At 65.0% G+C, this 20,629-nt stretch carries 20 protein-coding genes; 11 read left to right on the top strand and 9 right to left on the bottom strand.

All coding sequences use genetic code 11. The features are described 5' to 3' along the window. Positions 1-5: 5 nt before the first annotated feature. From NCR35_RS06860 to wrbA, 4 genes are all read right to left on the bottom strand, one after another. Entirely contained in the window at positions 6-809 is an 804-nt protein-coding gene (locus tag NCR35_RS06860; protein ID WP_250533764.1) for a metallophosphoesterase, read from the bottom strand. Then, positions 806-2,263 carry an FAD-binding oxidoreductase gene (locus NCR35_RS06865; RefSeq protein ID WP_250533765.1) on the bottom strand — a complete coding sequence of 486 codons (1,458 nt, stop codon included), beginning with the start codon at positions 2,261-2,263 and terminating at the stop codon, positions 806-808. Before NCR35_RS06865 ends, NCR35_RS06860 begins: the two co-directional genes overlap by 4 nt. Positions 2,264-2,421: 158 nt before the next feature. Next, on the bottom strand, positions 2,422-2,814 hold the full coding sequence (locus NCR35_RS06870; protein WP_250533767.1) for a DUF2069 domain-containing protein: 393 nt from the start codon (positions 2,812-2,814) through the stop codon (positions 2,422-2,424). A gap of 7 nt (positions 2,815-2,821) precedes the next feature. Then, positions 2,822-3,439, bottom strand: coding sequence for an NAD(P)H:quinone oxidoreductase (gene wrbA / locus NCR35_RS06875; RefSeq protein ID WP_250533768.1), 618 nt, complete (start codon positions 3,437-3,439; stop codon positions 2,822-2,824). Positions 3,440-3,557: 118 nt separating this feature from the next. On the opposite strand from wrbA, the gene NCR35_RS06880 reads away from it, so the two are divergent. Continuing rightward, a complete protein-coding gene (locus NCR35_RS06880) occupies positions 3,558-4,865 on the top strand; it encodes a YihY family inner membrane protein (RefSeq protein WP_502801656.1) in 1,308 nt (435 codons plus the stop codon). Positions 4,866-4,871: 6 nt separating this feature from the next. Here NCR35_RS06880 and NCR35_RS06885 read toward each other — a convergent pair whose 3' ends face one another. From NCR35_RS06885 to NCR35_RS06895, 3 genes are all read right to left on the bottom strand, one after another. Continuing rightward, positions 4,872-5,192, bottom strand: coding sequence for an Mpo1-like protein (locus NCR35_RS06885; protein WP_250533925.1), 321 nt, complete (start codon positions 5,190-5,192; stop codon positions 4,872-4,874). 97 nt (positions 5,193-5,289) lie between these two features. Further along, positions 5,290-6,120 (bottom strand): alpha/beta fold hydrolase, encoded by an 831-nt coding sequence (locus tag NCR35_RS06890; protein ID WP_250533770.1) that lies wholly within the window; start codon positions 6,118-6,120, stop codon positions 5,290-5,292. Continuing rightward, positions 6,117-7,451, bottom strand: a complete 1,335-nt coding sequence (locus tag NCR35_RS06895) for an O-acetylhomoserine aminocarboxypropyltransferase (protein WP_250533771.1) — start codon at positions 7,449-7,451, stop codon at positions 6,117-6,119. Before NCR35_RS06895 ends, NCR35_RS06890 begins: the two co-directional genes overlap by 4 nt. Positions 7,452-7,681: 230 nt before the next feature. On the opposite strand from NCR35_RS06895, the gene NCR35_RS06900 reads away from it, so the two are divergent. The 3 genes from NCR35_RS06900 (at position 7,682) to aroC (ending at position 11,431) form a co-directional block, all read left to right on the top strand. Beyond that, positions 7,682-8,149 carry a CBS domain-containing protein gene (locus NCR35_RS06900; RefSeq protein WP_175940065.1) on the top strand — a complete coding sequence of 156 codons (468 nt, stop codon included), beginning with the start codon at positions 7,682-7,684 and terminating at the stop codon, positions 8,147-8,149. Between the two features lie 158 nt (positions 8,150-8,307). Then, complete coding sequence (locus NCR35_RS06905) at positions 8,308-10,260, top strand: MFS transporter (protein WP_250533773.1); 1,953 nt, start codon at positions 8,308-8,310, stop codon at positions 10,258-10,260. 64 nt (positions 10,261-10,324) lie between these two features. Beyond that, a complete protein-coding gene (gene aroC / locus NCR35_RS06910) occupies positions 10,325-11,431 on the top strand; it encodes a chorismate synthase (RefSeq protein WP_250533774.1) in 1,107 nt (368 codons plus the stop codon). A 44-nt stretch (positions 11,432-11,475) separates the two neighbouring features. On the opposite strand, the gene NCR35_RS06915 is transcribed toward aroC, so the two are convergent. Next, entirely contained in the window at positions 11,476-13,149 is a 1,674-nt protein-coding gene (locus tag NCR35_RS06915; RefSeq protein WP_250533775.1) for an electron transfer flavoprotein-ubiquinone oxidoreductase, read from the bottom strand. 213 nt (positions 13,150-13,362) lie between these two features. Between NCR35_RS06915 and NCR35_RS06920 the strand changes: the two genes are divergently transcribed. Both NCR35_RS06920 and NCR35_RS06925 read left to right on the top strand, forming a co-directional pair. Further along, positions 13,363-14,136, top strand: coding sequence for an SDR family oxidoreductase (locus NCR35_RS06920; RefSeq protein ID WP_244848441.1), 774 nt, complete (start codon positions 13,363-13,365; stop codon positions 14,134-14,136). Positions 14,137-14,284: 148 nt separating this feature from the next. Further along, the gene (locus tag NCR35_RS06925) at positions 14,285-14,686 is read left to right on the top strand and encodes an acyl-CoA thioesterase (protein ID WP_250533926.1); all 402 of its coding nucleotides are present in this window, start codon (positions 14,285-14,287) and stop codon (positions 14,684-14,686) included. 9 nt (positions 14,687-14,695) lie between these two features. Here the strand turns inward: NCR35_RS06925 and NCR35_RS06930 are convergent, their stop codons facing one another. Then, the gene (locus NCR35_RS06930; protein WP_244848445.1) at positions 14,696-15,241 is read right to left on the bottom strand and encodes a LuxR C-terminal-related transcriptional regulator; all 546 of its coding nucleotides are present in this window, start codon (positions 15,239-15,241) and stop codon (positions 14,696-14,698) included. A gap of 189 nt (positions 15,242-15,430) precedes the next feature. Here NCR35_RS06930 and NCR35_RS06935 point away from each other — a divergent pair, with 189 nt between their 5' ends. The 5 genes from NCR35_RS06935 to NCR35_RS06955 all read left to right on the top strand — a co-directional run bounded on the left by NCR35_RS06935 (position 15,431) and on the right by NCR35_RS06955 (position 20,528). Continuing rightward, positions 15,431-16,135, top strand: a complete 705-nt coding sequence (locus NCR35_RS06935; RefSeq protein WP_206467987.1) for a CoA transferase subunit A — start codon at positions 15,431-15,433, stop codon at positions 16,133-16,135. Positions 16,136-16,137: 2 nt separating this feature from the next. Then, positions 16,138-16,779, top strand: coding sequence for a CoA transferase subunit B (locus NCR35_RS06940; protein WP_244848447.1), 642 nt, complete (start codon positions 16,138-16,140; stop codon positions 16,777-16,779). 154 nt (positions 16,780-16,933) lie between these two features. Beyond that, the gene (locus tag NCR35_RS06945; RefSeq protein ID WP_250533776.1) at positions 16,934-17,854 is read left to right on the top strand and encodes an alpha/beta fold hydrolase; all 921 of its coding nucleotides are present in this window, start codon (positions 16,934-16,936) and stop codon (positions 17,852-17,854) included. Positions 17,855-17,916: 62 nt separating this feature from the next. Further along, a complete protein-coding gene (locus NCR35_RS06950) occupies positions 17,917-18,270 on the top strand; it encodes a RidA family protein (RefSeq protein ID WP_250533777.1) in 354 nt (117 codons plus the stop codon). 35 nt (positions 18,271-18,305) lie between these two features. Further along, positions 18,306-20,528: a RelA/SpoT family protein gene (locus NCR35_RS06955; RefSeq protein ID WP_250533778.1), complete on the top strand. Its 2,223-nt coding sequence runs from the start codon at positions 18,306-18,308 to the stop codon at positions 20,526-20,528. Positions 20,529-20,629: the final 101 nt, after the last annotated feature.

The following is a 20,629-nucleotide window of genomic DNA, read 5'->3' on the forward strand; positions in this document are numbered from 1 at the left end:
CGGCGTCAGATCTCGACGACCTTGTCCCACGCGAATTCCGGGTTCTCCCAGCGCTGCGTGCGCTTGTGGAAGTAGCCGCGCGGATTGCACACCACGCGCGTGCCGTTCACGGTGTAGTCGAACGCCGTATGCGTGTGGCCGTGAATCCAGAGCGCGACCGGTTCTCGGGCGAGTGCCGGCAAGTGATTGATGAAGCCCGCCGACACGATGTCTTCTGCATAGCGCGGCGCGAGGCTTTCGCGCAGCGGCGCGTGATGCGTGACCACGATGGTCTGCCCCGCGAACGGCTTCGCCAGTTCGCTTTCGAGCCACGCGCGCGCCTGCACGTGCAGCGCGAGCGAATCGTCCGGCGTGAAGGCGTGCGGTTCGCCGTCCGGTTCGGGCCAGGCGAGCTGGATCAGGCCGCGATAGTCCAGCATCACCTTCGCGCACGCTTCCTTCGCTTTCTCGATTTCGTTCTCGCCCGCGCCGAACAAGGCGAAGTCGGTCCAGAGCGTCGTGCCGAGCACGCGCCACGCGCCTCTGCGATCGACGAGCGCGGCGTTGTTCAGATAGTGCACGTTGTCGACACTGCGCGCGGCGTCGTGCATCGCGGCTTCCATCGCGCCGAACTCGCCGTCGTAGTACTCGTGATTGCCGGGCACATAGACGATGGGCACGCCGCTGTCGAAGTTCTCCGCTGCCCAGCGCAAGCCTTCCGCGTGGTTGTGAATGTCGCCCGCGAGCACGACGAGATCGGCGTCGGCATAGGGAATGGCGAGCGGCTCGTCGCATTCCAGATGCAGGTCTGACAGCACACGAATCTTCATGCGGTCCTCTCCTTGCCGGCTTCGGCGTTCCAGCGCACGACCTTCCCTGGGTTCATCAGATTCTCGGGATCGAGCGCGGCCTTGATGGTTTGCATCAGCCGCACTTCGACCGGCGATTTAAGGCGCATGGCTTCGTCCACCTTCAACTGCCCGAGCCCGTGCTCCGCGCTGACGCTTCCGCGATGCTTGTGAACCTGCTCGTACACGAGCGCGTTGACCGGCGTCTGATACTCGACGAGGAACGCCTTCTGATCGACGCCTTCCGGCGCCTGAACGTTGTAGTGCAGATTGCCGTCGCCCAGATGCCCGAACGTCACCATGCGCGCGCCCGGCACGGCTTTCGCGATGATCGCATCCGTTTCGTCGATAAAGCGGCCGATGCTCGAAATCGGCACGGCGATGTCGTGCTTGATGTTGAGCCCTTCCTGGGCCTGCGCGAGCGGAATGTGCTCGCGCAAGTCCCAGAATGCCTGCGACTGCGCGAGGTTCTCGGCCACCACCGCGTCCTCGACGATGCCTTCTTCGATGGCTTGCTCCATCAGGCGTTCGAAGAGCGCGCGGGCGTGTTCGTCGCTTTCGCTATCGGACAACTCCAGCAGCACGGTCTGCCCGTGCGGCTCGCCGAACGGATAACGCAGTTGCGGGAAATGGCGTCCGACGAGGCGCATGGAGAAGTCGGACATCAGTTCGAAGCCGGTCAGAAGCGGGCCGGCGTGCTGCTGCGCCATGGCGAGAAAGTCGAGCGCGGCATGCGGCGACGCGAGCCCGGCCAGCGCCGTGACCTTCGCGACCGGCGCGGGATGCAGCTTCATCACGGCCGCCGTGATGATGCCGAGCGTGCCTTCCGCGCCGATGAAGAGATCGCGCAGATCGTAGCCGGTGTTGTCCTTGCGCAGTCCGCGCAGGCCGTCCCAGATTTCGCCTTGCGGCGTCACCACTTCAAGACCGAGGCACAACTCGCGCGTGTTGCCGTAGCGCAGCACGCCGGTGCCGCCCGCGTTCGTCGACAGATTGCCGCCGATCGTGCAACTGCCTTCCGCCGCGAGGCTCAATGGAAAGAGACGCTGCGCGCTTTCGGCGCGCGCCTGAATTTCGGCGAGCACGACGCCCGCTTCGACGGTGATCGTATTGTTATGCGGGTCCACGCCGCGAATGCGGTTCAGCCGCTTCAGGCTGATGATGGCTTGCGCGCCGCTTGCATCCGGCGTCGCGCCGCCCGCGAGGCCGGTGTTGCCGCCTTGCGGCACGATCGCCACGCGATGGGCGCGCGCGAGCCGCACGATGCCGGCGACCTGTTCGGTGTCGGCGGGCAGCAGCACGGCGCAGGCGTTGCCGCGATAGCGCTTGCGCCAGTCGACGCGATACGGCTCGGTGTCGTGGTCATCGGTGAGGACGTGCGACGCGCCGATCAGTTGAACGCAGGCGTCGATGAAAGTTGCGGCAGAAGCGGTCATGGGCGAAGGAGAGTGCTGAGATTAGGCGACAGTATCGCGCAGGCGGGCGATGGGCGAAGCATCGGCCGGATGGCATAGGCACGCGCGTCGGATGCGCCTGTGGCCGTATTTCGTGCTACAAAGCTTCTCAGCGCAAGCACGAAGCGGCACGACAGCGGTCATCCGTGGCGTTTGCGCGCACGCGCGGCGCGCTTGAACGGCGCGACATAGGCGATTGCGCAGACGAAGAACGCGAGCGCAAGCAACGCTTCGAGCCACGCGAGCCGCGCGGACAAGCCCGCGTCGCTCATGCCGCGCACGATGCCTTCGGCGAGATACAGCAGCACGAGCATGCATGACCATTGCAGCGTATAGACGTTGCGTTTCGCGACGCCCGGCAGCGCGCACGCGAGCGGCAGCGCCTTCAATGCGAGCACCCACGCGCCGGGGCGCAGCGGAGCGAGCCACAGCTCCCAGAGCAGCGTGAGCGCGATAAGCGCGGCGAGGCTCGCGGCGGCGCCGAGTGCGAACGCGCCGTGGTTTCGGGTTTCGTCGACGGAAGGCGCGCGCATGGCCGGCTCAGTTCGCCTGCGCGCCGCGAACGAGATCGCGCGCCGCGCGGGCAAGGCGCGCGCCGAGCGCGACGGCGAGCGCTTTCTCGTCGGCGGAGATGCCTTGCCGGCCGGCCTCGTCGCCGGTGCGCGCGTGATGCGATGCGCCGTACGGCGTGCCGCCGGTTTGCGTCGTCGTCAGCCGGGACTCGGTGTACGGAATGCCGACGATCATCATGCCGTGGTGCAGAAGCGGCAGCATCATCGAAAGCAGCGTGGTTTCCTGGCCGCCGTGGAGGCTGCCGGTCGATGTGAAGACGCTCGCGGGCTTGCCGGCGAGCGCGCCGGAGAGCCATTGCGGCGTGGTGCCGTCGAGGAAGTATTTGAGCGGCGCGGCCATGTTGCCGAAGCGCGTCGGCGAGCCGAGCGCGAGGCCCGCGCATTCTTCGAGGTCGCGCAATTCCGCGTAGGGCGGGCCGTCTGCCGGAATGTCGGGTTGCGTCGCTTCGCAGACGGTGGAAACGGGAGGCACCGTACGCACGCGGGCCTGCATGCCGGGAACGCTGTCGACGCCCTGCGCGATCGCGAGCGCAAGCTCGCGCGTCGCGCCGTGGCGGCTGTAGTAAAGCACGAGGATGTCGTTCATATGAGCTTTTTGGTGAACGGCTATTATAGGGATTGGGTCGGCGTGCGTGGGTGAGGCGGTCAGCGGGCTGGCTGTTCGTCAACCGAGGCGACCCCATGCAATGCACAGGAGAAAACGTTTGCAGCGTCCTTCAATCGATCTCGCAGCAGTCAAGCGCCTCGCGGGTTTCGTCGCGCGGCGTATCGGCGAGGATCGCGTCGCACAAGTCGCGGGCAGTCTCACGTTCACGAGCGTGCTGTCGCTCGTGCCGCTCGCCACTGTCGCTTTCGCTTTGTTTACGGCGTTCCCCATCTTCGGGTCTTTCCAGGCTTCGTTGCAGGATTTCCTCGCGGATCACCTGATGCCCGCGCAGATCAACAGCCAGATTCTCGGATACCTGAACGAGTTCGCGTCGAAGGCCAAAGGGCTCACGACGGTCGGGATGATCATCCTGCTGGTCACGTCTGTGATGACGATGATGACGGTCGAATCCGCATTCAACGTCATCTGGCGCGTGAAGAAGGCGCGCCCGCTCGCGCAGCGCGTGCTGGTCTACTGGTCGATCATCACGCTCGGCCCGATTCTCTTCGGCTGCAGCCTGTCGATTTCGTCCTATGTCTTCGCGCATTCGGTTGCGTACGCGGGTTCGCACAACCTGATGCCGCCCGTCGTCGAATGGCTGCTCACCGGCGTTTCGCTGCCGCTCACGGTGTTCGGCTTCACGATCACCTACGTCTACATGCCGAACTGCAAGGTCGAGTGGCGCGATGCGGTCGTGGGCGGGCTGATCGCCGCCGTCGCGTTCGAAATCGGCAAGCGCGGCTTCGGGCTCTACGTGCGCAGCATCCCCACTTATACCGCCGTGTACGGCGCGTTCGCGTCGCTGCCCGTGTTTCTGCTGTGGGTGTATCTCTGCTGGATGATCGCGCTCGTCGGCGCGATGCTGACCTCGGCGCTGCCCGCCATCCGTATCGGGCAGTATCACCGGCGCGCGTTTCCGGGCAGCGACCTGCTGGACGCGCTCGAAATTCTCGCCCGGCTCGTCGAGGCGCGCGAGGAGGGCAAGCCCGGCTATACCGCGCTCGAATTGTCGAAGATGGTGCGCTGCGATCTCGATACGTCCACGCGCATCATCGCGCGGCTCGACACGCTCGGTTGGATCGGCAGGCTGGAGGACGCGCGCATGCCGCGCTATGTGATGATCGCGAATCCGAACCAGATCACGCTTACCATGCTGTTTCAGGAATTCGTCGTCGACCGCGAAGAACTGGACTACCAGCTGCGACTGGATGCCACGCAGATCGAGCGCGATGCGCTCATCAACGCGCTGGAGAACGAGAAACTCGAAGCGACGCTGGGCTCGCTGATCGCGGTGCGCGCGAAGGAACTGCCGAATGCGCCCGTGCGCGAGACGCCGCGCTCGCCGATGCCGCAACAAACGGCATAACGCGGCTCAAAGCGAAATCCGGCCGATGCAGATGTCCTTGAACATGACCCAGTCGCCCATCAGGCTGTAGAGCGGATGGCGAAAGGTGGCCGGGCGGTTCTTTTCGAAGAAGAAGTGTCCGATCCACGCGAAGCCGTAGCCGCAGACGACGGCCGCCGGAAGCCAGAGCCAGTCGCCGGTGGCGAGCGCCATGGCGAGGCAGCCGATCACGCCCAGCGAGCCGATGAAATGCAGCCTGCGCGAGATCAGGTTGCGGTGCTCTTCGAGGTAATACGGATAGAACTCGGCGAAGCTCGCGAAGTGGTCCCCGTGTGCCGTGTGCGCCATGATGGCCTCCGTGTCCACGAGCCGCTGCTGGGCGGATATCCGATTCATCAGCAAGATCCATTCTGCGACCGGCGGCCCCGAGTGCGCAAGCCGCGCTTCACTGGCCTTCGGCACACTCCAGCGCGAACGCGAATAGCGCGTCGAGAACGGCGTCCGGCTGTTCCGACATCAGCGCGTGGCCGGCGTCCAGCTCGACCGTGCGCACCCGGCCGCCCGCCTTGCGCAATGCATCGACGAGCGAGCGCGCGGCGCGCGGCGGCGTCATCACGTCGCGCTTGCCGCAGAGCACGCTGACGGGACAGCGCACGGACGCGGCGCGGTCGAGCGCCTCCGTATAACCGTTGCAGGCGCTGAAGTCCGTGTGAAAGAGCTGCGCTTCGCCCAATGCGCTCACGCGCTCCATCAGCCGCTGATTCATGCCTTGCAGCCAGAAGCCGGGTGCAGGACTCGAAGGCTTCGCCGCAATGGTCGAATGCGACCACTGGTTGACCATGCTTATCGCCTGCGGCTCGCGCTCGCGGGCGGCGTCGAGCAGGGCGTCGGAGACCGTCATCGGGGCGGCTGTCGCAATCAGCGCGAGGCCGGCGGCGCGGTCCGGATAGCGCGCGGCGGCGTCCAGCGCGATGAGCGAGCCCATGCTGTGGCCGACGAGCATGGCCCGGCCCACGCCTGCGGCGTCGAGCACGCCGATGACCCAGTCCGCGAGCGCGGCGATGTCGTGCCGCGCGGGACCGTCGCTGCGGCCGTGGCCTGGCAGGTCGAGCGCCAGCACGCCGAAGCCGTGATGCGCGAAGTAGCGCGTCTGCAGCGCCCACACGCTATGGTCGTGCTGCGCGCCGTGAATGAAGACGACGGCGGGGCGCGCCGCGTCGAAAGGCTTGCCGCCGGTGTAGGCGTAGGCGCGGCGGCCGTCGAGATCGAGCATCATGCGCGGCTCCCGAGCGGCGTCGCGTTTGCCTGATCGCCACTATCGGCAGCCTTTTGCGCCGCCTTCAGCCCGCGCTTCAGATCGTCGATCAGATCGTCCGGATCTTCCAGCCCGATCGAAAGGCGAATCCGTCCCGGCCCGATGCCCGCGGCGGCGAGCGCGGCCGCGTCCATGCGGAAATGCGTCGTGGAGGCGGGATGAATGACGAGCGAGCGCGCGTCGCCGACGTTCGCCAGATGCGAGAAGAGCGTCAGCGATTCGATGAACGCGCGCGCTGCCGGCACGCCGCCGCGCACATCGAAGCTGAAGACGGCGCCCGCGCCGCGCGGGAGCAGACGCCTGGCAAGGGCATGATCGCGATGCGTCGGCAGTTCGGGATAGGCCACGCATTCGACCGCCGGCGAACTCAGCAGGAATTCGATGACCTTGCGCGTATTCGCGACATGCCGGTCCATGCGCAGCGGCAACGTTTCGATGCCTTGAAGTAGTTGCCACGCGGCCTGCGGATGCAGACACGCGCCGAAGTCGCGCAGGCCCTCGCGCCGGGCGCGCAGCAGGAACGGAGCGACCGTGCTTTCCTGAGCGAAGACCATGCCGTGAAAGCCTTCGTAAGGCTCGGTGAATTCGGGGAAACGGCCGCTCGCGGCGAAGTCGAAGGTGCCGCCATCCACCAGCACGCCGCCGATGGTGGTGCCGTGGCCGCCGAGAAACTTCGTCGCGGAGTGATAGACAAGATCCGCCCCGTGCTCGAACGGGCGCAGGAGGTAGGGCGTCGTGAACGTCGAATCGACGAGCAGCGGCGCGCCGTGCGCGTGCGCGATCTCCGCGACGCCTGCGATATCGAGCACGTCCAGCCCCGGATTGCCGAGCGTCTCGCCGAAGAACAGTCGCGTGCTCGGCCGGGCGGCGGCGCGCCACGCGTCGAGATCGTGCGGCGGCACGAAGGTGGTTTCGATACCGAAGCGCCGCAGCGTGTAATGCAGCAGATTATGCGAGCCGCCATACAGCGCGGCGGACGCGACGATATGCGAGCCCGCGCCCATCAGCGTGGCGATCGCCAGATGCAGCGCCGCCTGACCGCTCGCCGTGCCGATGGCGCCGACGCCGTTCTCCAGCGCCGCGACACGTTCCTCGAAGACGGCGACGGTCGGATTCGATATGCGCGAATAGACGTGCCCCGAGCGTTCCATGTTGAAGAGCGCGGCGGCGTGGTCGGTGTCGCGAAAGGAGAACGACGTGGTCTGATAGATGGGCGTCGCGCGTGCGCCGGTGGCGGGATCGGGCGCGGCGCCCGCGTGCAGCGCGAGCGTATCGAAGCGGTTGGCGGGCATCGTCGGCGGCCGGCGCGGCGTGCGTCCGGCGAAAATGTCGGTCGGCCATCCTATCATCGCGGCGGCGCACGCAAACCTAGGGCGAACGCCTGCCGCCGGGCCGCGAAGCCTTATCCGAAAGGCTAACGCGGGCGCCGTTCGCTTTCCTTTTGCGGGCCTTTCCGATAGCATCGACCCATGGTTTCACAAACGCTTCGGCATCTGAACAGGCATTTCGCAAGGAGAAAGTCATGCGAGTCAGCGACATTCTGAAGGTGAAGGGCAACGCGCTATTCACCGTTACGCCGGATACGCCGCTCTCCGACGCGATCAACGTCATGGCGGCGCACGACATCGGCTCGCTGGTGGTCATGGAATACGGCGATCTGGTCGGCATGCTGACTTTCCGCGAAATCATCCTGACGCTGCGCGAGAACGGCGGCGGCGTCGGCACCACGACCATCCGCAAGGTCATGGACGACCATCCGCTCACCTGCACGCCGGAAACCGACGTGAACGAAATCCGCCGCATGATGCTGGAGCATCACGTGCGCTATCTGCCGGTCATGGAGAATCGCGCGCTGATGGGCGTGATCTCGTTCTACGACGTGGCGAAGGCCGTGGTCGAGGAACAGGGTTTCGAGAACCGCATGTTGAAGGCGTATATCCGCGACTGGCCGGAAGAGCAGGGCCAGCAGGAGCAGCAGAACGTTCGCTGAAGTCAGGGCTTCGTGCCGCGCGCGTCGTCGTCGCGCGGCAGCCTGCAGTGGCTGAAGCCGAGATACCGAAGTAGCCGGAACATCGCAGCGCGCCGAAGGGCGCGTTTTTTTTCGTCCGGCGTTTGAGCACACAAAGACACAATCTGACCGATACACCGATGAGTGACAACCCGTTGAACGCAAAGAACGACGCAGGCCCGCGTGCTTCCCGCAACTCGCCCGCCGCAGGCGAGAGCCAGTTCCGTCTGCTGCGCGAGCGCCGCTTCGCACCGTTCTTCTGGACGCAGTTTCTCGGGGCCATGAACGACAACGTCTTCAAGGTCGGTTTCACGTCGCTCGTGACGTTTCAGGCGGCGCGCTTCTCCGGCGTGGATCCGAAGACCGCGGCGTTTCTGATCTCCGCCATCTTCATCGTGCCGTTCGTGCTGTTTTCGGCGACTTCCGGACAGATCGCCGACAAGTACGACAAGGCCGTGCTCGCGCGTCTCGTGAAGAGCTTCGAGATCGTCGTGATGCTGATCGGCGGCGCGGGATTCCTGCTGCACAGCGCGCCGCTGCTGTACGTCTGCACCTTCCTGATGGGCGTGCATTCCACCGTCTTCGGTCCCGTGAAATACGCTTATCTGCCGCAGCATCTCAAAGGCACGGAGCTCGTCGGCGGCAACGGCCTCGTCGAAATGGGCACGTTCGTCGCCATTCTCATCGGCACGATCATCGGCGGGGCGGCGGCGGGCGCGGCGGAGCACGGCGCGCTGTTGCTGGCTGCGGCGTGTCTCGCGTTCGCGATCGTCGGGCGCGTCGTGTCGGGCTTCGTGCCGAAGTCGGAGGCGTCTCAGCGCGACTTGCGCATCAACTGGAATCCGGTGTCCGAGACTTGGCGCAACCTGAAACTCGCCCGGTCGGACCGAACCGTGTTTCTGAGTCTGCTCGGCATTTCGTGGCTGTGGTTCGTCGGCGCGACGTTTCTCACGTCCTTCTTCAATTTCGCGAAAGACGTGCTGTCCGCCAATCCGGATGTCGTGACCATTCTGCTCGCGACGTTCTCGCTCGGCATCGGCACCGGGTCGCTGCTGTGCGAGCGGCTCTCGAAACACCGCGTCGAAATAGGGCTGGTGCCGCTCGGGTCCATCGGAATCAGCGTGTTTGCGATCGACCTGTTCTTCGCAAGTCACCGCATCGCGCCTGCTTCGCATCTGCTCAACGTCAGCGATTTTCTGCTCGTGTCGCGGCACTGGCGCATTCTCGCGGACCTGTTTCTGCTCGCGATGTTCGGCGGCTTCTACAGCGTCCCGCTCTACGCGCTCATTCAGGCGCGCAGCCAGCCGACGCACCGCGCGCGGATCATCGCCGCGAACAACATTCTCAATTCGTTCTTCATGATCGTCTCGGCGCTCATGGCGCTCGCGCTCACGTCGATGGGCGTGGGCATTCCCGGTCTCTTTCTCGTGACGGCGCTGCTGAACGTGCTCGTTGCCGTCTATATCTACTCGCTCGTGCCCGAGTTTCTGCTGCGATTCATCGCGTGGATGCTCGTGCACACGTTCTATCGCATTCGCCTGGTGGATGCCGCGCGCATTCCGTCGCACGGCGCGGCGGTGCTCGTGTGCAATCACGTGAGTTACGTGGATGCGGTCGTCATCATGGCCGAGAGTCCGCGCCCGATCCGCTTCGTGATGGATCACCGCATCTTTCGCACGCCGTTCGTCGGCTGGCTGTTCCGTCATGTGAAGGCAATTCCGATTGCGCCCGCGCACGAGGACGCGGAACTGCTGGAGCGCGCGTATCAGTCATGCCAGCGGGCGCTCGAAGACGGCGATCTGATCTGCATCTTCCCCGAGGGCAAACTCACGCGTACCGGGGAAATGAACCCGTTCAGGCACGGTATCTCGGAGATTTTGCGGCGGCATCCGGCGCCCGTCGTGCCGATGGCGCTGCGCGGACTGTGGGGCAGCGTCTTTTCGCGCGATCAGAACGCGCAGTGGCCGCGTCCGATTCGGCGGGGCGTGATGACGCGCCTGACGCTGGCGGTGGGCGAGCCGATCGCCCCGGAAGATGCGACGCCGCAGCACTTGCAGGACCGCGTGACGGCGCTGCGCGGCGCGCGGCGATAGCGGTAGACGCTGGACGGCGCTGGCATAATAGCGTTCTCCCCCGACACTTCTCTCAGGTCGACTCATGTCCGGCAACACCCTTGGCACGCTCTTCACCGTCACGAATTTCGGCGAATCGCATGGACCGGCGATCGGCTGCGTGATCGACGGCTGCCCGCCGGGCATGGCGCTCACCGAAGCCGACATTCAGACGGAATTGGACCGGCGCCGTCCGGGCACCTCGCGTCACGTGACGCAGCGGCAGGAAGCCGATCAGGTCGAGATTCTGTCGGGCGTGTTCGAAGGCGTCACCACCGGCACGCCCATCGCGCTCCTGATCCGCAACACGGATCAGCGCAGCAAGGACTACGGCAATATCGCCGAGACGTTCCGTCCGGGTCATGCCGACTACACCTACTGGCAAAAGTACGGCGTGCGCGACTATCGCGGCGGCGGGCGGTCATCCGCGCGCCTGACTGCGCCGACGGTCGCGGCGGGCGCGGTCGCGAAGAAGTGGCTGCGCGAGAAGTTCGGCATCGAAACACGCGGATACATGAGCGCGCTCGGCGAGATTCCGATTCCGTTCGTCGACTGGAAACACGTGCGCGAGAATCCGTTCTTCGCGCCGAACGCGGATGTCGTGCCGCAGCTCGAAGCCTACATGGACGCTCTGCGCCGCGATGGGGATTCGGTCGGCGCGCGCATCGAAGTGGTGGCGAGCGGCGTGCCGGTCGGTCTTGGCGAACCGCTGTATGACCGGCTGGACGCCGACATCGCCCACGCGATGATGGGCATCAACGCCGTGAAGGGCGTGGAGATCGGCGCGGGTTTCGCCAGTGTCGCGCAGCGTGGCTCGCAGCATGGCGACGAGATGACGCCCGAAGGCTTCGCCACCAATCATGCGGGCGGCATTCTCGGCGGCATTTCGAGCGGGCAGGACATTACCGTGTCCATCGCGATCAAGCCGACGTCGAGCATTCGCACGCCGCGTCAGTCCGTCGACAAGGCGGGCGCGCCGGCTACCGTCGAGACGTTCGGGCGCCACGATCCATGCGTCGGCATCCGCGCGACGCCCATCGCGGAGGCGCTGCTCGCGCTGGTGCTGATGGACCACGCGCTGCGGCACCGGGCGCAATGCGGCGATGTGACCGTCGCCACGCCGAAGATTCCCGCGCACGTGCCGGGCAAGTAACGCCGCATCAAAAAGAAACGCCGGTCCTGGGACCGGCGCTCTCGTCACATGTTCGGATAGTTCGGCCCGCCGCCGCCTTCCGGCGTCACCCAGACGATATTCTGCGTCGGGTCCTTGATATCGCACGTCTTGCAGTGAACGCAGTTTTGCGCGTTGATCTGCAGGCGGTCGCTGCCGTCTTCCGATTTCACGAATTCGTAGACCGCGGCGGGGCAGTAACGGCCTTCGGGACCGGCATACGTCCGCAGATTCACGTTGACCGGCACGCTCGGATCTTTCAGCGTCAGATGTGCCGGCTGATTCTCTTCGTGATTCGTATTCGAGATGAACACGGACGAGAGGCGATCGAACGTGAGCTTGCCATCGGGCTTCGGATACACGATCGGCTTGCACTGCGACGCCGGCTTCAGCATCTCATGATCCCAATGCTGATGATGCAGCGTCCAAGGCACGTTGCCGCCCATCACCTTCTGCTCCAGCCCGACCATGAACGAGCCGAGATACAGGCCCTTGCTCATCCACTGCTTGAAGTTGCGCGCGCGGTAGAGCTCGGTCTTGAGCCACGAGTTCTCGAATGCTTCCGGGTAGGCCGTCAGTTCGTCGGCCTGACGTCCGGCCTGCACGGCGTCGAACGCGGCTTCGGCGGCCATCTTGCCGGTCTTGATCGCCGCGTGGCTGCCCTTGATTCGGGATGCGTTCAGGAACCCCGCGTCGTCGCCAGCGAGCGCGCCGCCCGGGAACGTGAGCTTCGGCAGCGACATCAGACCGCCCGCGGTGATCGCCCGCGCGCCGTAGGACAGGCGCTTGCCGCCTTCCAGAAACCCGCGGATCGACGGATGCGTCTTGTAGCGCTGGAATTCCTCGAACGGCGACAGGTACGGATTCGAATACCCGAGCCCCACCACGAAGCCGACCACGACCTGATTATTGTCCATGTGATAGAGGAACGACCCGCCGTACGTGTCGGGTTCCAGCGGCCAGCCGGCCGTGTGAATCACGAGCCCCGGCTTGTGCTTGACCGGATCGACCTCCCACAATTCCTTGATGCCGATGCCGTAGACCTGCGGATCGGCATTCTGATTGAGCTTGAACTTGTCGATGAGCTGGCGTCCGAGATGCCCGCGCGCGCCCTCGCAAAAGAGCGTGTACTTGGCGTGCAGTTCCATGCCGAGCTGGAAGTTATCGGTCGGTTGGCCGTCCTTGCCGACGCCCATGTTGCCGGTGACGACGCCGCGCACCGAGCCGTCGTCGGCATACAGCACTTCCGCTGCCGGAAAGCCGGGAAAAATTTCGACGCCGAGCGCTTCGGCCTGCTGCCCGAGCCAGCGTGTGACGTTGCCCAGGCTCACCACGTAGTTGCCGTGATTCTTGAAGTTGTCGGGAAGCAGCCAGTTCGGGACCTGCTTCGCGCCGGTGGGCGACAGGAACAGGAACCGGTCTTCGGTCACTTCGACGTCGAGCGGCGCGCCCTGTTCCTTCCAGTCGGGAATGAGTTCCGTGAGGCCGCGCGGGTCCATCACCGCGCCCGAGAGAATGTGCGCGCCGACCTCCGAGCCTTTCTCCAGCACGCAGACGCCGATTTCGACGCCTTTTTCCGCCGCCAGTTGCTTCAGGCGAATCGCAGCCGACAAACCCGCTGGGCCGCCGCCGACGATCACCACGTCGTATTCCATCGATTCGCGGGGACCGTATTGCTCGATAAGGCTCGCCGGGGTCATCAATATTCCTCTCTACCGTTAGAATGGCCTTCCAGGATCGCGTATTGTCAGCGAACGTCAGGCGGGCTGCAACCGAAGGCGTCCTGATCTGCACGATCGTACTATTTTTCGTGATGCCGTGGTATCGGTGTCTACGCCAAGTGGCGCGACCGCGCGCCTCGCGCTGCCCGCGTCCCCCGCAAGGCTGCATCAACCGTACAAGAAGGAAGCACAATGGGCCGTTCGATCAACCTGGAAGGCAAGGTCGCGCTGATTACCGGCGCGTCCAGTGGGCTTGGGAAGCGTTTTGCGCAGGTGCTGTCGCAGGCGGGCGCGAAAGTGGTGCTCGCGAGCCGCCGCGTCGAGCGGCTGAAGGAACTGCGCGCCGAAATCGAGGCGTCCGGCGGCGCCGCGCACGTCGTGTCGCTCGACGTGACGGACTACCTGAGCGTCAAGGCCGCCGTCGCGCACGCCGAGACGGAAGCGGGTACCATCGACATTCTCGTCAATAACTCGGGCGTCTCCACCACGCAGAAGCTGACCGACGTGACGCCGGCGGACTTCGAGTTCGTCTTCGGCACGAACGTGCGCGGCGCGTTCTTCGTCGCGCAGGAAGTGGCCAAGCGCATGATCATGCGCGGCAACGGCGCGGCGAAACCCGCTTATCGCATCATCAACATCGCCTCCGTGGCGGGGCTGCGCGTGTTTCCGCAAATCGGCCTGTATTCCATGAGCAAGGCCGCCGTCGTGCAGATGACCAAGGCCATGGCCATGGAATGGGGCCGCCACGGCATCAACGTGAACGCGATCTGCCCGGGCTATATCGACACCGAGATCAATCATCACCACTGGAAGACCGAGCAGGGGCAGAAGCTCGTGTCGATGCTGCCGCGCCGGCGCGTCGGCGCGCCCGAAGACCTGGACGGCCTGTTGCTGCTGCTTTCAGCCGACGAATCGCAGTTCATGAATGGCTCAGTCATTTCGGCGGACGACGGTTTTTCACTATGAGCATCGCGCAGGAATCTGCCGCGCGGCGCGCTGTTATCAGACACTGGAAGGTTGAATGAGCAACGCCAATACGCCCAAGAACGCGCCCACGAACGCGCCCAAGAACGCGCCCAAGAACGCGGACCCCGAATTTCACACGGTCTTCGAGATGTCCATGCCCATCCGCTGGGGAGACATGGACGCCTTCGGACACGTCAACAACACGGTCTACTTCCGCTACATGGAGCAGGTCCGCATTTCGTGGTTCGAGCAGATCGGCGCGGCGGGCGGCAACGGCGAGGGCCAGGGGCCCGTCATCGTGAATGCGTCGATGGAGTTTCTGAAGCAACTGCACTATCCGGGCGACGTCATCGCCCGCATGTCGGTCGGCAAGCCGGGACGCAGCAGTTTCGACACGCACTTCGAGCTGTATCGCGCCGATGCGCCGGGCACGCTGTACGCGCGCGGCGCGGCGAAGGTCGTGTGGGTGGACTACGCGGCGGGCAAGTCGGTGCCGATTCCCGATCTGCTGCGTCAGATGATCGAAACCGCCGCGCCCGTCGCGTCCTGATAGCGCGGCTCAATTGCCGAGCAGCCGCTGCAAAAGCTCGGTTGCATTGCCGGTGTCGTATTTGCGCATGAGCCGCGCACGGTAGATATCCACGGTGCGCGGGCTGATATCGAGCACGCGGCCGATCTGCTTGCTCGTCTTTCCCGTAACGAGCTGCGCCGCGATCTCGCGTTCGCGCGGCGTCAGTTCGATAGCGACGCGCCGCGTCGCGCTCAGGTCCTCGAACGTCCAGACGCCCGCCGCATGCGGCGCGGCGCGGTCGAGCGCGCGGCCGGTCACGTGGCACCAGAAGAGTTCACCGTTCGCGCGTTTCATGATGCGGTCGTCGCTGTAGGTGCCGCGGCCGCTGATATGCGCCGCGATGCGCTCGCCGATGCGCGCGAATTCGTCGGGCGTCGGATAGAGCACCTCGAACGAGCAGCCGATGAGCGTCTCGCGCGTCGCGCCGAAAATCGCGCAGACCTCCTCGTTGCAGTCTTCGATGCTGCGCTCTCGCGACAACACGAGCCCGACGGGCGCGAGATGAAACGCGGTTTGATAGTCCAGTTCACGCATGTCGATTCCGGCGCCCCGCCGGCGTCGCAAGCAACGGCCGGGCGCGGGCAATGACTTATGTATTTTTGCGTATTGTGCAGGATGGATCGCGCAGCGTACCCTTTCCGCCAGATCAAAACGCCGCCGCGCGTTTTTGGGCGGCGCTAAAACCGGTTCTTTAGTCGGGTTCAACATGGAAGGGACAAACAGATGAACAAGGTCTATCCCAGCGCGAAAGCGGCGCTCGATGACATCGTCAAGGACGGGCAGACGTTCGCCGTCGGCGGATTCGGCTTGTGCGGCATTCCCGAGGCGCTGATCGCCGCGCTGCGCGATTCGGGCGTGAAGGGCATCACGTGCATCAGCAACAACGCGGGCGTCGACGGCTTCGGCCTCGGCCTCTTGCTGGAGACGCGCCAGATCAAGAAGATGATTTCGTCCTACGTGGGCGAGAACAAGGAATTCGAGCGGCAATATCTGGCCGGCGAACTCGAACTGGAATTCACGCCGCAGGGCACGCTCGCTGAGAAGCTGCGCGCGGGCGGCGCGGGCATTCCGGCGTTCTTCACGAATACCGGCTACGGCACGATCATCGCGGAAGGCAAGGAGACGCGCCAGTTCGGCGAGAATCACTACGTGCTGGAGCATTCGCTGACGGCGGATGTCGGGCTCGTGAAGGCGTGGAAAGCCGACAAGTCCGGCAATCTGATCTATCGCCGCACGGCGCGCAACTTCAATCCGATGTGCGCGATGGCCGGCAAGATCACCGTCGCGGAAGTGGAAGAGATCGTGGAAGTCGGCGAACTCGATCCGGACGCGATCCACACGCCGGGCATTTTCGTGCAACGGCTCGTCCTGAATGCGCATCCGGAAAAGCGCATCGAACAACGCATCGTCCGCGCGAAAGGAGAATGACCATGGCTTGGACTCGTGACCAGATGGCCGCGCGTGCGGCGAAGGAATTGCAGGACGGCTTCTATGTGAACCTGGGCATCGGCTTGCCGACGCTCGTCGCGAACCATGTGCCGCCGGGCGTCGAAGTGTGGCTGCAATCGGAGAACGGGCTGCTCGGTATCGGGCCGTCGCCGACCGAGGAAGAAGTCGACGCCGATCTCATCAACGCGGGCAAGCAGACGGTGACGACGCTGCCCGGTTCGTCGATCTTTTCGTCGGCGGATTCGTTCGCGATGATTCGCGGCGGCCACATCAACCTCGCCATTCTCGGCGCGATGCAGATCAGCAAGAAGGGCGATCTCGCCAACTGGATGATCCCCGGCAAGATGATCAAGGGCATGGGCGGCGCCATGGACCTCGTCGCGGGCGTGAAGCGCGTCGTCGTGCTGATGGAACATGTGGCGAAGGGCGACCAGCACAAGATTCTCGAAGAATGCACGCTGCCGCTGACGGGCGTGGGCGTCGTGGATCGCATCATCACGGATCTCGGCGTGATCGACGTGACCGATAGCGGCCTCAAGCTCGTCGAACTCGCCGACGGCGTGACCGTCGAGGAGATTCAGCGCAAGACCGGCGCGCCGCTCGACGTGAGCAGCGTGAAGTAAGTTCGCAAGAGAACGCGGTTCGGAAGCGGGCGGGGCGAAAGGCTTCGCTCGCTTTGCTTTTGGGGCGCGCAAGGCATCGTCCGTTCGGCTAACGACGCTCGGCCGTGCGCCGGACGCTTTAGAATCGATCGGACAACTTCCACGAGGAATCTCCATGAGCGCATCCATCGTCGTCGAGGCTTCGCATTCCACGCTCACCGCGCCGCGCCAGCGTTTCGTGCAGTGCGCGAGTCCGGCGGGGCTGCATCGCATGGCTTATACCGAGTGGGGCGATCCGGCCAACCCGCGCGTGCTGCTGTGCGTGCACGGGCTGACGCGCTCGGGCCGCGACTTCGACAAGGTCGCGCAGGCGTTCGCGGCGGAGTATCGCGTGGTGTGCCCGGACGTGGTCGGCCGCGGCCTCTCGGACTGGCTTGCCGATTCGCGTTATTACGGTCTCGCGCAGTACGTCGCCGACATGGTCACGCTGATCGCGCGGCTCAATGTGGAAACGGTCGACTGGTTCGGCACGTCGATGGGCGGGCTGATCGGCATGGTGCTCGCCGGATTGAAGAACACGCCCATCCGCAAGCTGCTCCTGAACGATGTCGGGCCGCATATCGAGCCGGTGGCGCTCGAGCGTATCCGCAGCTATCTTGGCAAGCCCGCGCGTTTTGCGACGCTGGATGAAGGCATCCGGCACGCGGCGGCGCTCGCGGCGTCCTTCGGGCCGCTCACGGACGAGGAGTGGGCGAGCATCAACGCGCCGCTTCTGCACGAGCGCGACGGCGCGTGGACGTTCCGCTACGACCCGGGCATCGCCGCGCCGTTTTCCGAGGCCACGGACGAACAGAATGCGGCGGGGGAGGCGTTTCTGTGGCATTCGTTCGCGTCGATCGCGACGCCCGTGCTCGTCGTGCGCGGCGAAAGCTCGGACCTGCTGTCTCGCGAGACCGTCGCGCAGATGGTCGAAAAGGGACAGGCGGTATCGAGCGTGGAAGTGCCCAACGCCGGCCATGCGCCCGCGTTCCTCGACAGCGAGCAGATCGCCGTCGCGCAGCGCTTCTTTCTCGAAAACGAGGGCCGCGGGGCATAATAACGGGCTGAGCGCGTGACGCTCTGTCTCGTTTTTGAACTCATCACAGGACTGGATAACCCATGGCAGTTACTCGTCATCACGTCGGCGCGCGCCTTTCCGAGATCGCGATTCACAACGGCACCGTGTATCTCGCAGGCCAGATCGCGGAAGACACGAATCAGGACATCACCGGCCAGACGCGCGAAGTGCTGGGCCACATCGACCGTCTGCTCGAAGAGGCGAACAGCGACAAGTCGCACCTGCTGTCCGTGCAGATTTTCATCTCGGACATGGTGCACTTCGCCGGCATGAACGCCGTGTGGGACGCGTGGGTCGCGCCGGGCCACACGCCGCCGCGCGCCACCGTCGAGGCGAAGCTCGCGAACCCGGCTTGCCTCGTCGAAGTCGTCGTGGTGGCGGCGCAGCGCAGCTGAACCGGTCAGCATAACGACCGTCGTGGCTTTACCGTATGACCGAGAGCACCGCCCCCGCTGACACGCTGCCCGAGCCGTCGTTCGACGACGCGCTCGCGTTCGTGCGCGAGCACGCGAAGGACGCGCGGGTCTCGACGGGCGAATTGCTCGCGGACCACGCCGCCGGCACCGCGCGCATCATGCAGACGCTCAACGTCGACCCGCATGCGGTCGCCGCTGCCGCGTTGTTCGCGCTCGCGCCGCATCTGGACAATCCGGAGACCTTGATCGCCGAACGCTTCGGCCCGGAAGTGCAGCGGCTCGTGAGCGACGTGCGCAAGCTCTTGCGCCTCGGCTCGGTCAGTTCCCGTGCGACGCTCGCCGCGTTGCCCGACAACACGCGCGACGCGCAGGCGGCGCGGCGCGCGCAGGTCGAATCGCTGCGCAAGATGCTGCTCGCGTTCGCGCAGGACATTCGCGTGGTGCTGATCCGGCTCGCTTCGCGGCTGCAGACGCTGCGCTACCACGCCGCGAACAAGACCGAGCCGCCGCCCGAGGTGCCGCGCGAGACACTCGATATTTACGCGCCGCTCGCCAACCGCCTCGGCATCTGGCAACTGAAGTGGGAACTCGAAGACCTTTCTTTTCGCTTCGAAGACCCGGTTACCTACAAGCGCATCGCGAAGCTGCTCGACGAAAAGCGCATCGAGCGCGAATCGTATGTGACGGAGGCCATCGCGCGGCTGCAAAAGGAACTGGATACCGCGCACATCAAGGCCGAAGTGAGCGGCCGGCCGAAGCATATCTATAGCATCTGGAAGAAGATGCGTGGCAAGCAGCTCGATTTCTCGGAACTGAACGACGTGCGCGCGTTCCGCGTGATCGTCGGCGATATCAAGGATTGCTACACGGTGCTCGGCATCGTGCATAACCTGTGGCAGCCGGTGCCGCGTGAATTCGACGACTACATCTCGCGGCCGAAGCCGAACGGCTACAAATCGCTGCATACGGTGGTCGTCGGCGACGACGGACGCGCATTCGAAGTGCAGATTCGCACGCACGAGATGCATCAGTTCGCCGAGTACGGCGTGGCCGCGCACTGGCGTTACAAGGAGGCCGGCGCGCGCGGCTACGCGGGCCAGGTCATGGCAAGCGAGAAGTACGACGAGAAGATTGCCTGGCTGCGTCAGCTTCTCGCGTGGAAAGACGACGTGGAAGGCGATCGTCCCGGCTGGCAGCATCTGCGCGACGCCACGCTCGACGACGACCACATCTACGTGCTGACGCCGCAGGCACGCGTGATCGCGCTGCCGCACGGTTCGACGGCCGTCGACTTCGCGTATCACCTGCACAGCGAGCTCGGGCATCGGTGCCGGGGCGCGCGTGTCGACGGCGCGATGGTGCCGCTCAACACGCCGCTTCAAAACGGGCAGACCGTCGAGATCATCGCGGTGAAGGAGGGCGGACCGTCGCGCGACTGGCTCAATCCGCAGCTCGGTTATCTGCACAGTCCGCGCGCGCGGCAGAAGGTCCGCGCGTGGTTCAACGCGATCGACGCGGCCGAGAACGTCGCGCAGGGTCGCGCGATCGTCGAGAAGACGTTGCAGCGCGAGGGCAAGACATCGGTCAATCTGGATCAGCTCGCGGCCAAGCTGGGCTTCAAGGCGCCCGAGGAGCTATACGCGGTCGTCGCCAAGGACGAGTTCAGCCTTCGGAACATCGAGCAGGCGCTCTCAGACGCGCCGCCGCCCGAGCCGGAGCCGGAAGCGCCCGCGCAGTTCGAAAAGCGCAGCAGCGGGCAGAGCGTGGCGCACGGCGCGTCGACGGGCGTGCTGGTCGTCGGCGTCGACGCGTTGCTCACGCAGCTTGCGCGCTGCTGCCGTCCCGCGCCGCCCGATCCGATCGCGGGTTTCGTCACGCGTGGCAAGGGCATGTCGATTCACCGCACCGACTGCGCGACGTTCCAGCGCATGGCGCATCGCTCGCCCGAGCGCGTGCTTCATACGACGTGGTCCGCAGAAGTGATGAACGGACGCGGATCGTCGGTCTATCCGGTGGATCTCGCGGTCGAGTCGGCGGACCGGCAGGGGCTGCTGCGCGATATCTCCGAAGTGTTCGCGCGGGAAAAGATCAACGTGATCGGCGTGAAAAGCCAGAGCCGGCGAAACATCGCGTTCATGCAGTTCACGGTCGAGGTGTCGAACGCGGCGCAGATCCAGCGCGCGTGCACGTTGCTCGGTGAAGTGCCGGGCGTCATCCGCGCGTCGCGGCGCGCCTAAACTTTCATCGCGCGGAAAGTTGAACGGATCGGCGAATATTTTCGCGATTCATGTGCAGAAACACTTGCCAAAATTCGAAACGCTCCATATAATCTCACTTC

Origin of the sequence: Caballeronia sp. AZ10_KS36, from assembly GCF_023631105.1 — a bacterium.
In the GTDB taxonomy this organism is placed as follows: Bacteria; Pseudomonadota; Gammaproteobacteria; order Burkholderiales; family Burkholderiaceae; genus Caballeronia.

Excerpts from the sequence above, each read along its gene's own strand:
- NCR35_RS06900 (WP_175940065.1), top strand. The coding sequence starts at position 7,682 with ATGCGAGTCAGCGACATTCTGAAGGTGAAGGGCAACGCGCTATTCACC.
- NCR35_RS06930 (WP_244848445.1), bottom strand. The coding sequence starts at position 15,241 with ATGCGTGAACTGGACTATCAAACCGCGTTTCATCTCGCGCCCGTCGGG.
- NCR35_RS06950 (WP_250533777.1), top strand. The coding sequence starts at position 17,917 with ATGGCAGTTACTCGTCATCACGTCGGCGCGCGCCTTTCCGAGATCGCG.
- NCR35_RS06870 (WP_250533767.1), bottom strand. The coding sequence starts at position 2,814 with ATGCGCGCGCCTTCCGTCGACGAAACCCGAAACCACGGCGCGTTCGCA.
- NCR35_RS06920 (WP_244848441.1), top strand. The coding sequence starts at position 13,363 with ATGGGCCGTTCGATCAACCTGGAAGGCAAGGTCGCGCTGATTACCGGC.
- NCR35_RS06940 (WP_244848447.1), top strand. The coding sequence starts at position 16,138 with ATGGCTTGGACTCGTGACCAGATGGCCGCGCGTGCGGCGAAGGAATTG.
- NCR35_RS06945 (WP_250533776.1), top strand. The coding sequence starts at position 16,934 with ATGAGCGCATCCATCGTCGTCGAGGCTTCGCATTCCACGCTCACCGCG.
- NCR35_RS06915 (WP_250533775.1), bottom strand. The coding sequence starts at position 13,149 with ATGACCCCGGCGAGCCTTATCGAGCAATACGGTCCCCGCGAATCGATG.
- NCR35_RS06955 (WP_250533778.1), top strand. The coding sequence starts at position 18,306 with ATGACCGAGAGCACCGCCCCCGCTGACACGCTGCCCGAGCCGTCGTTC.
- NCR35_RS06935 (WP_206467987.1), top strand. The coding sequence starts at position 15,431 with ATGAACAAGGTCTATCCCAGCGCGAAAGCGGCGCTCGATGACATCGTC.
- wrbA (WP_250533768.1), bottom strand. The coding sequence starts at position 3,439 with ATGAACGACATCCTCGTGCTTTACTACAGCCGCCACGGCGCGACGCGC.
- NCR35_RS06925 (WP_250533926.1), top strand. The coding sequence starts at position 14,285 with ATGTCCATGCCCATCCGCTGGGGAGACATGGACGCCTTCGGACACGTC.
- aroC (WP_250533774.1), top strand. The coding sequence starts at position 10,325 with ATGTCCGGCAACACCCTTGGCACGCTCTTCACCGTCACGAATTTCGGC.
- NCR35_RS06895 (WP_250533771.1), bottom strand. The coding sequence starts at position 7,451 with ATGCCCGCCAACCGCTTCGATACGCTCGCGCTGCACGCGGGCGCCGCG.
- NCR35_RS06890 (WP_250533770.1), bottom strand. The coding sequence starts at position 6,120 with ATGATGCTCGATCTCGACGGCCGCCGCGCCTACGCCTACACCGGCGGC.
- NCR35_RS06860 (WP_250533764.1), bottom strand. The coding sequence starts at position 809 with ATGAAGATTCGTGTGCTGTCAGACCTGCATCTGGAATGCGACGAGCCG.
- NCR35_RS06865 (WP_250533765.1), bottom strand. The coding sequence starts at position 2,263 with ATGACCGCTTCTGCCGCAACTTTCATCGACGCCTGCGTTCAACTGATC.
- NCR35_RS06885 (WP_250533925.1), bottom strand. The coding sequence starts at position 5,192 with ATGGCGCACACGGCACACGGGGACCACTTCGCGAGCTTCGCCGAGTTC.
- NCR35_RS06905 (WP_250533773.1), top strand. The coding sequence starts at position 8,308 with ATGAGTGACAACCCGTTGAACGCAAAGAACGACGCAGGCCCGCGTGCT.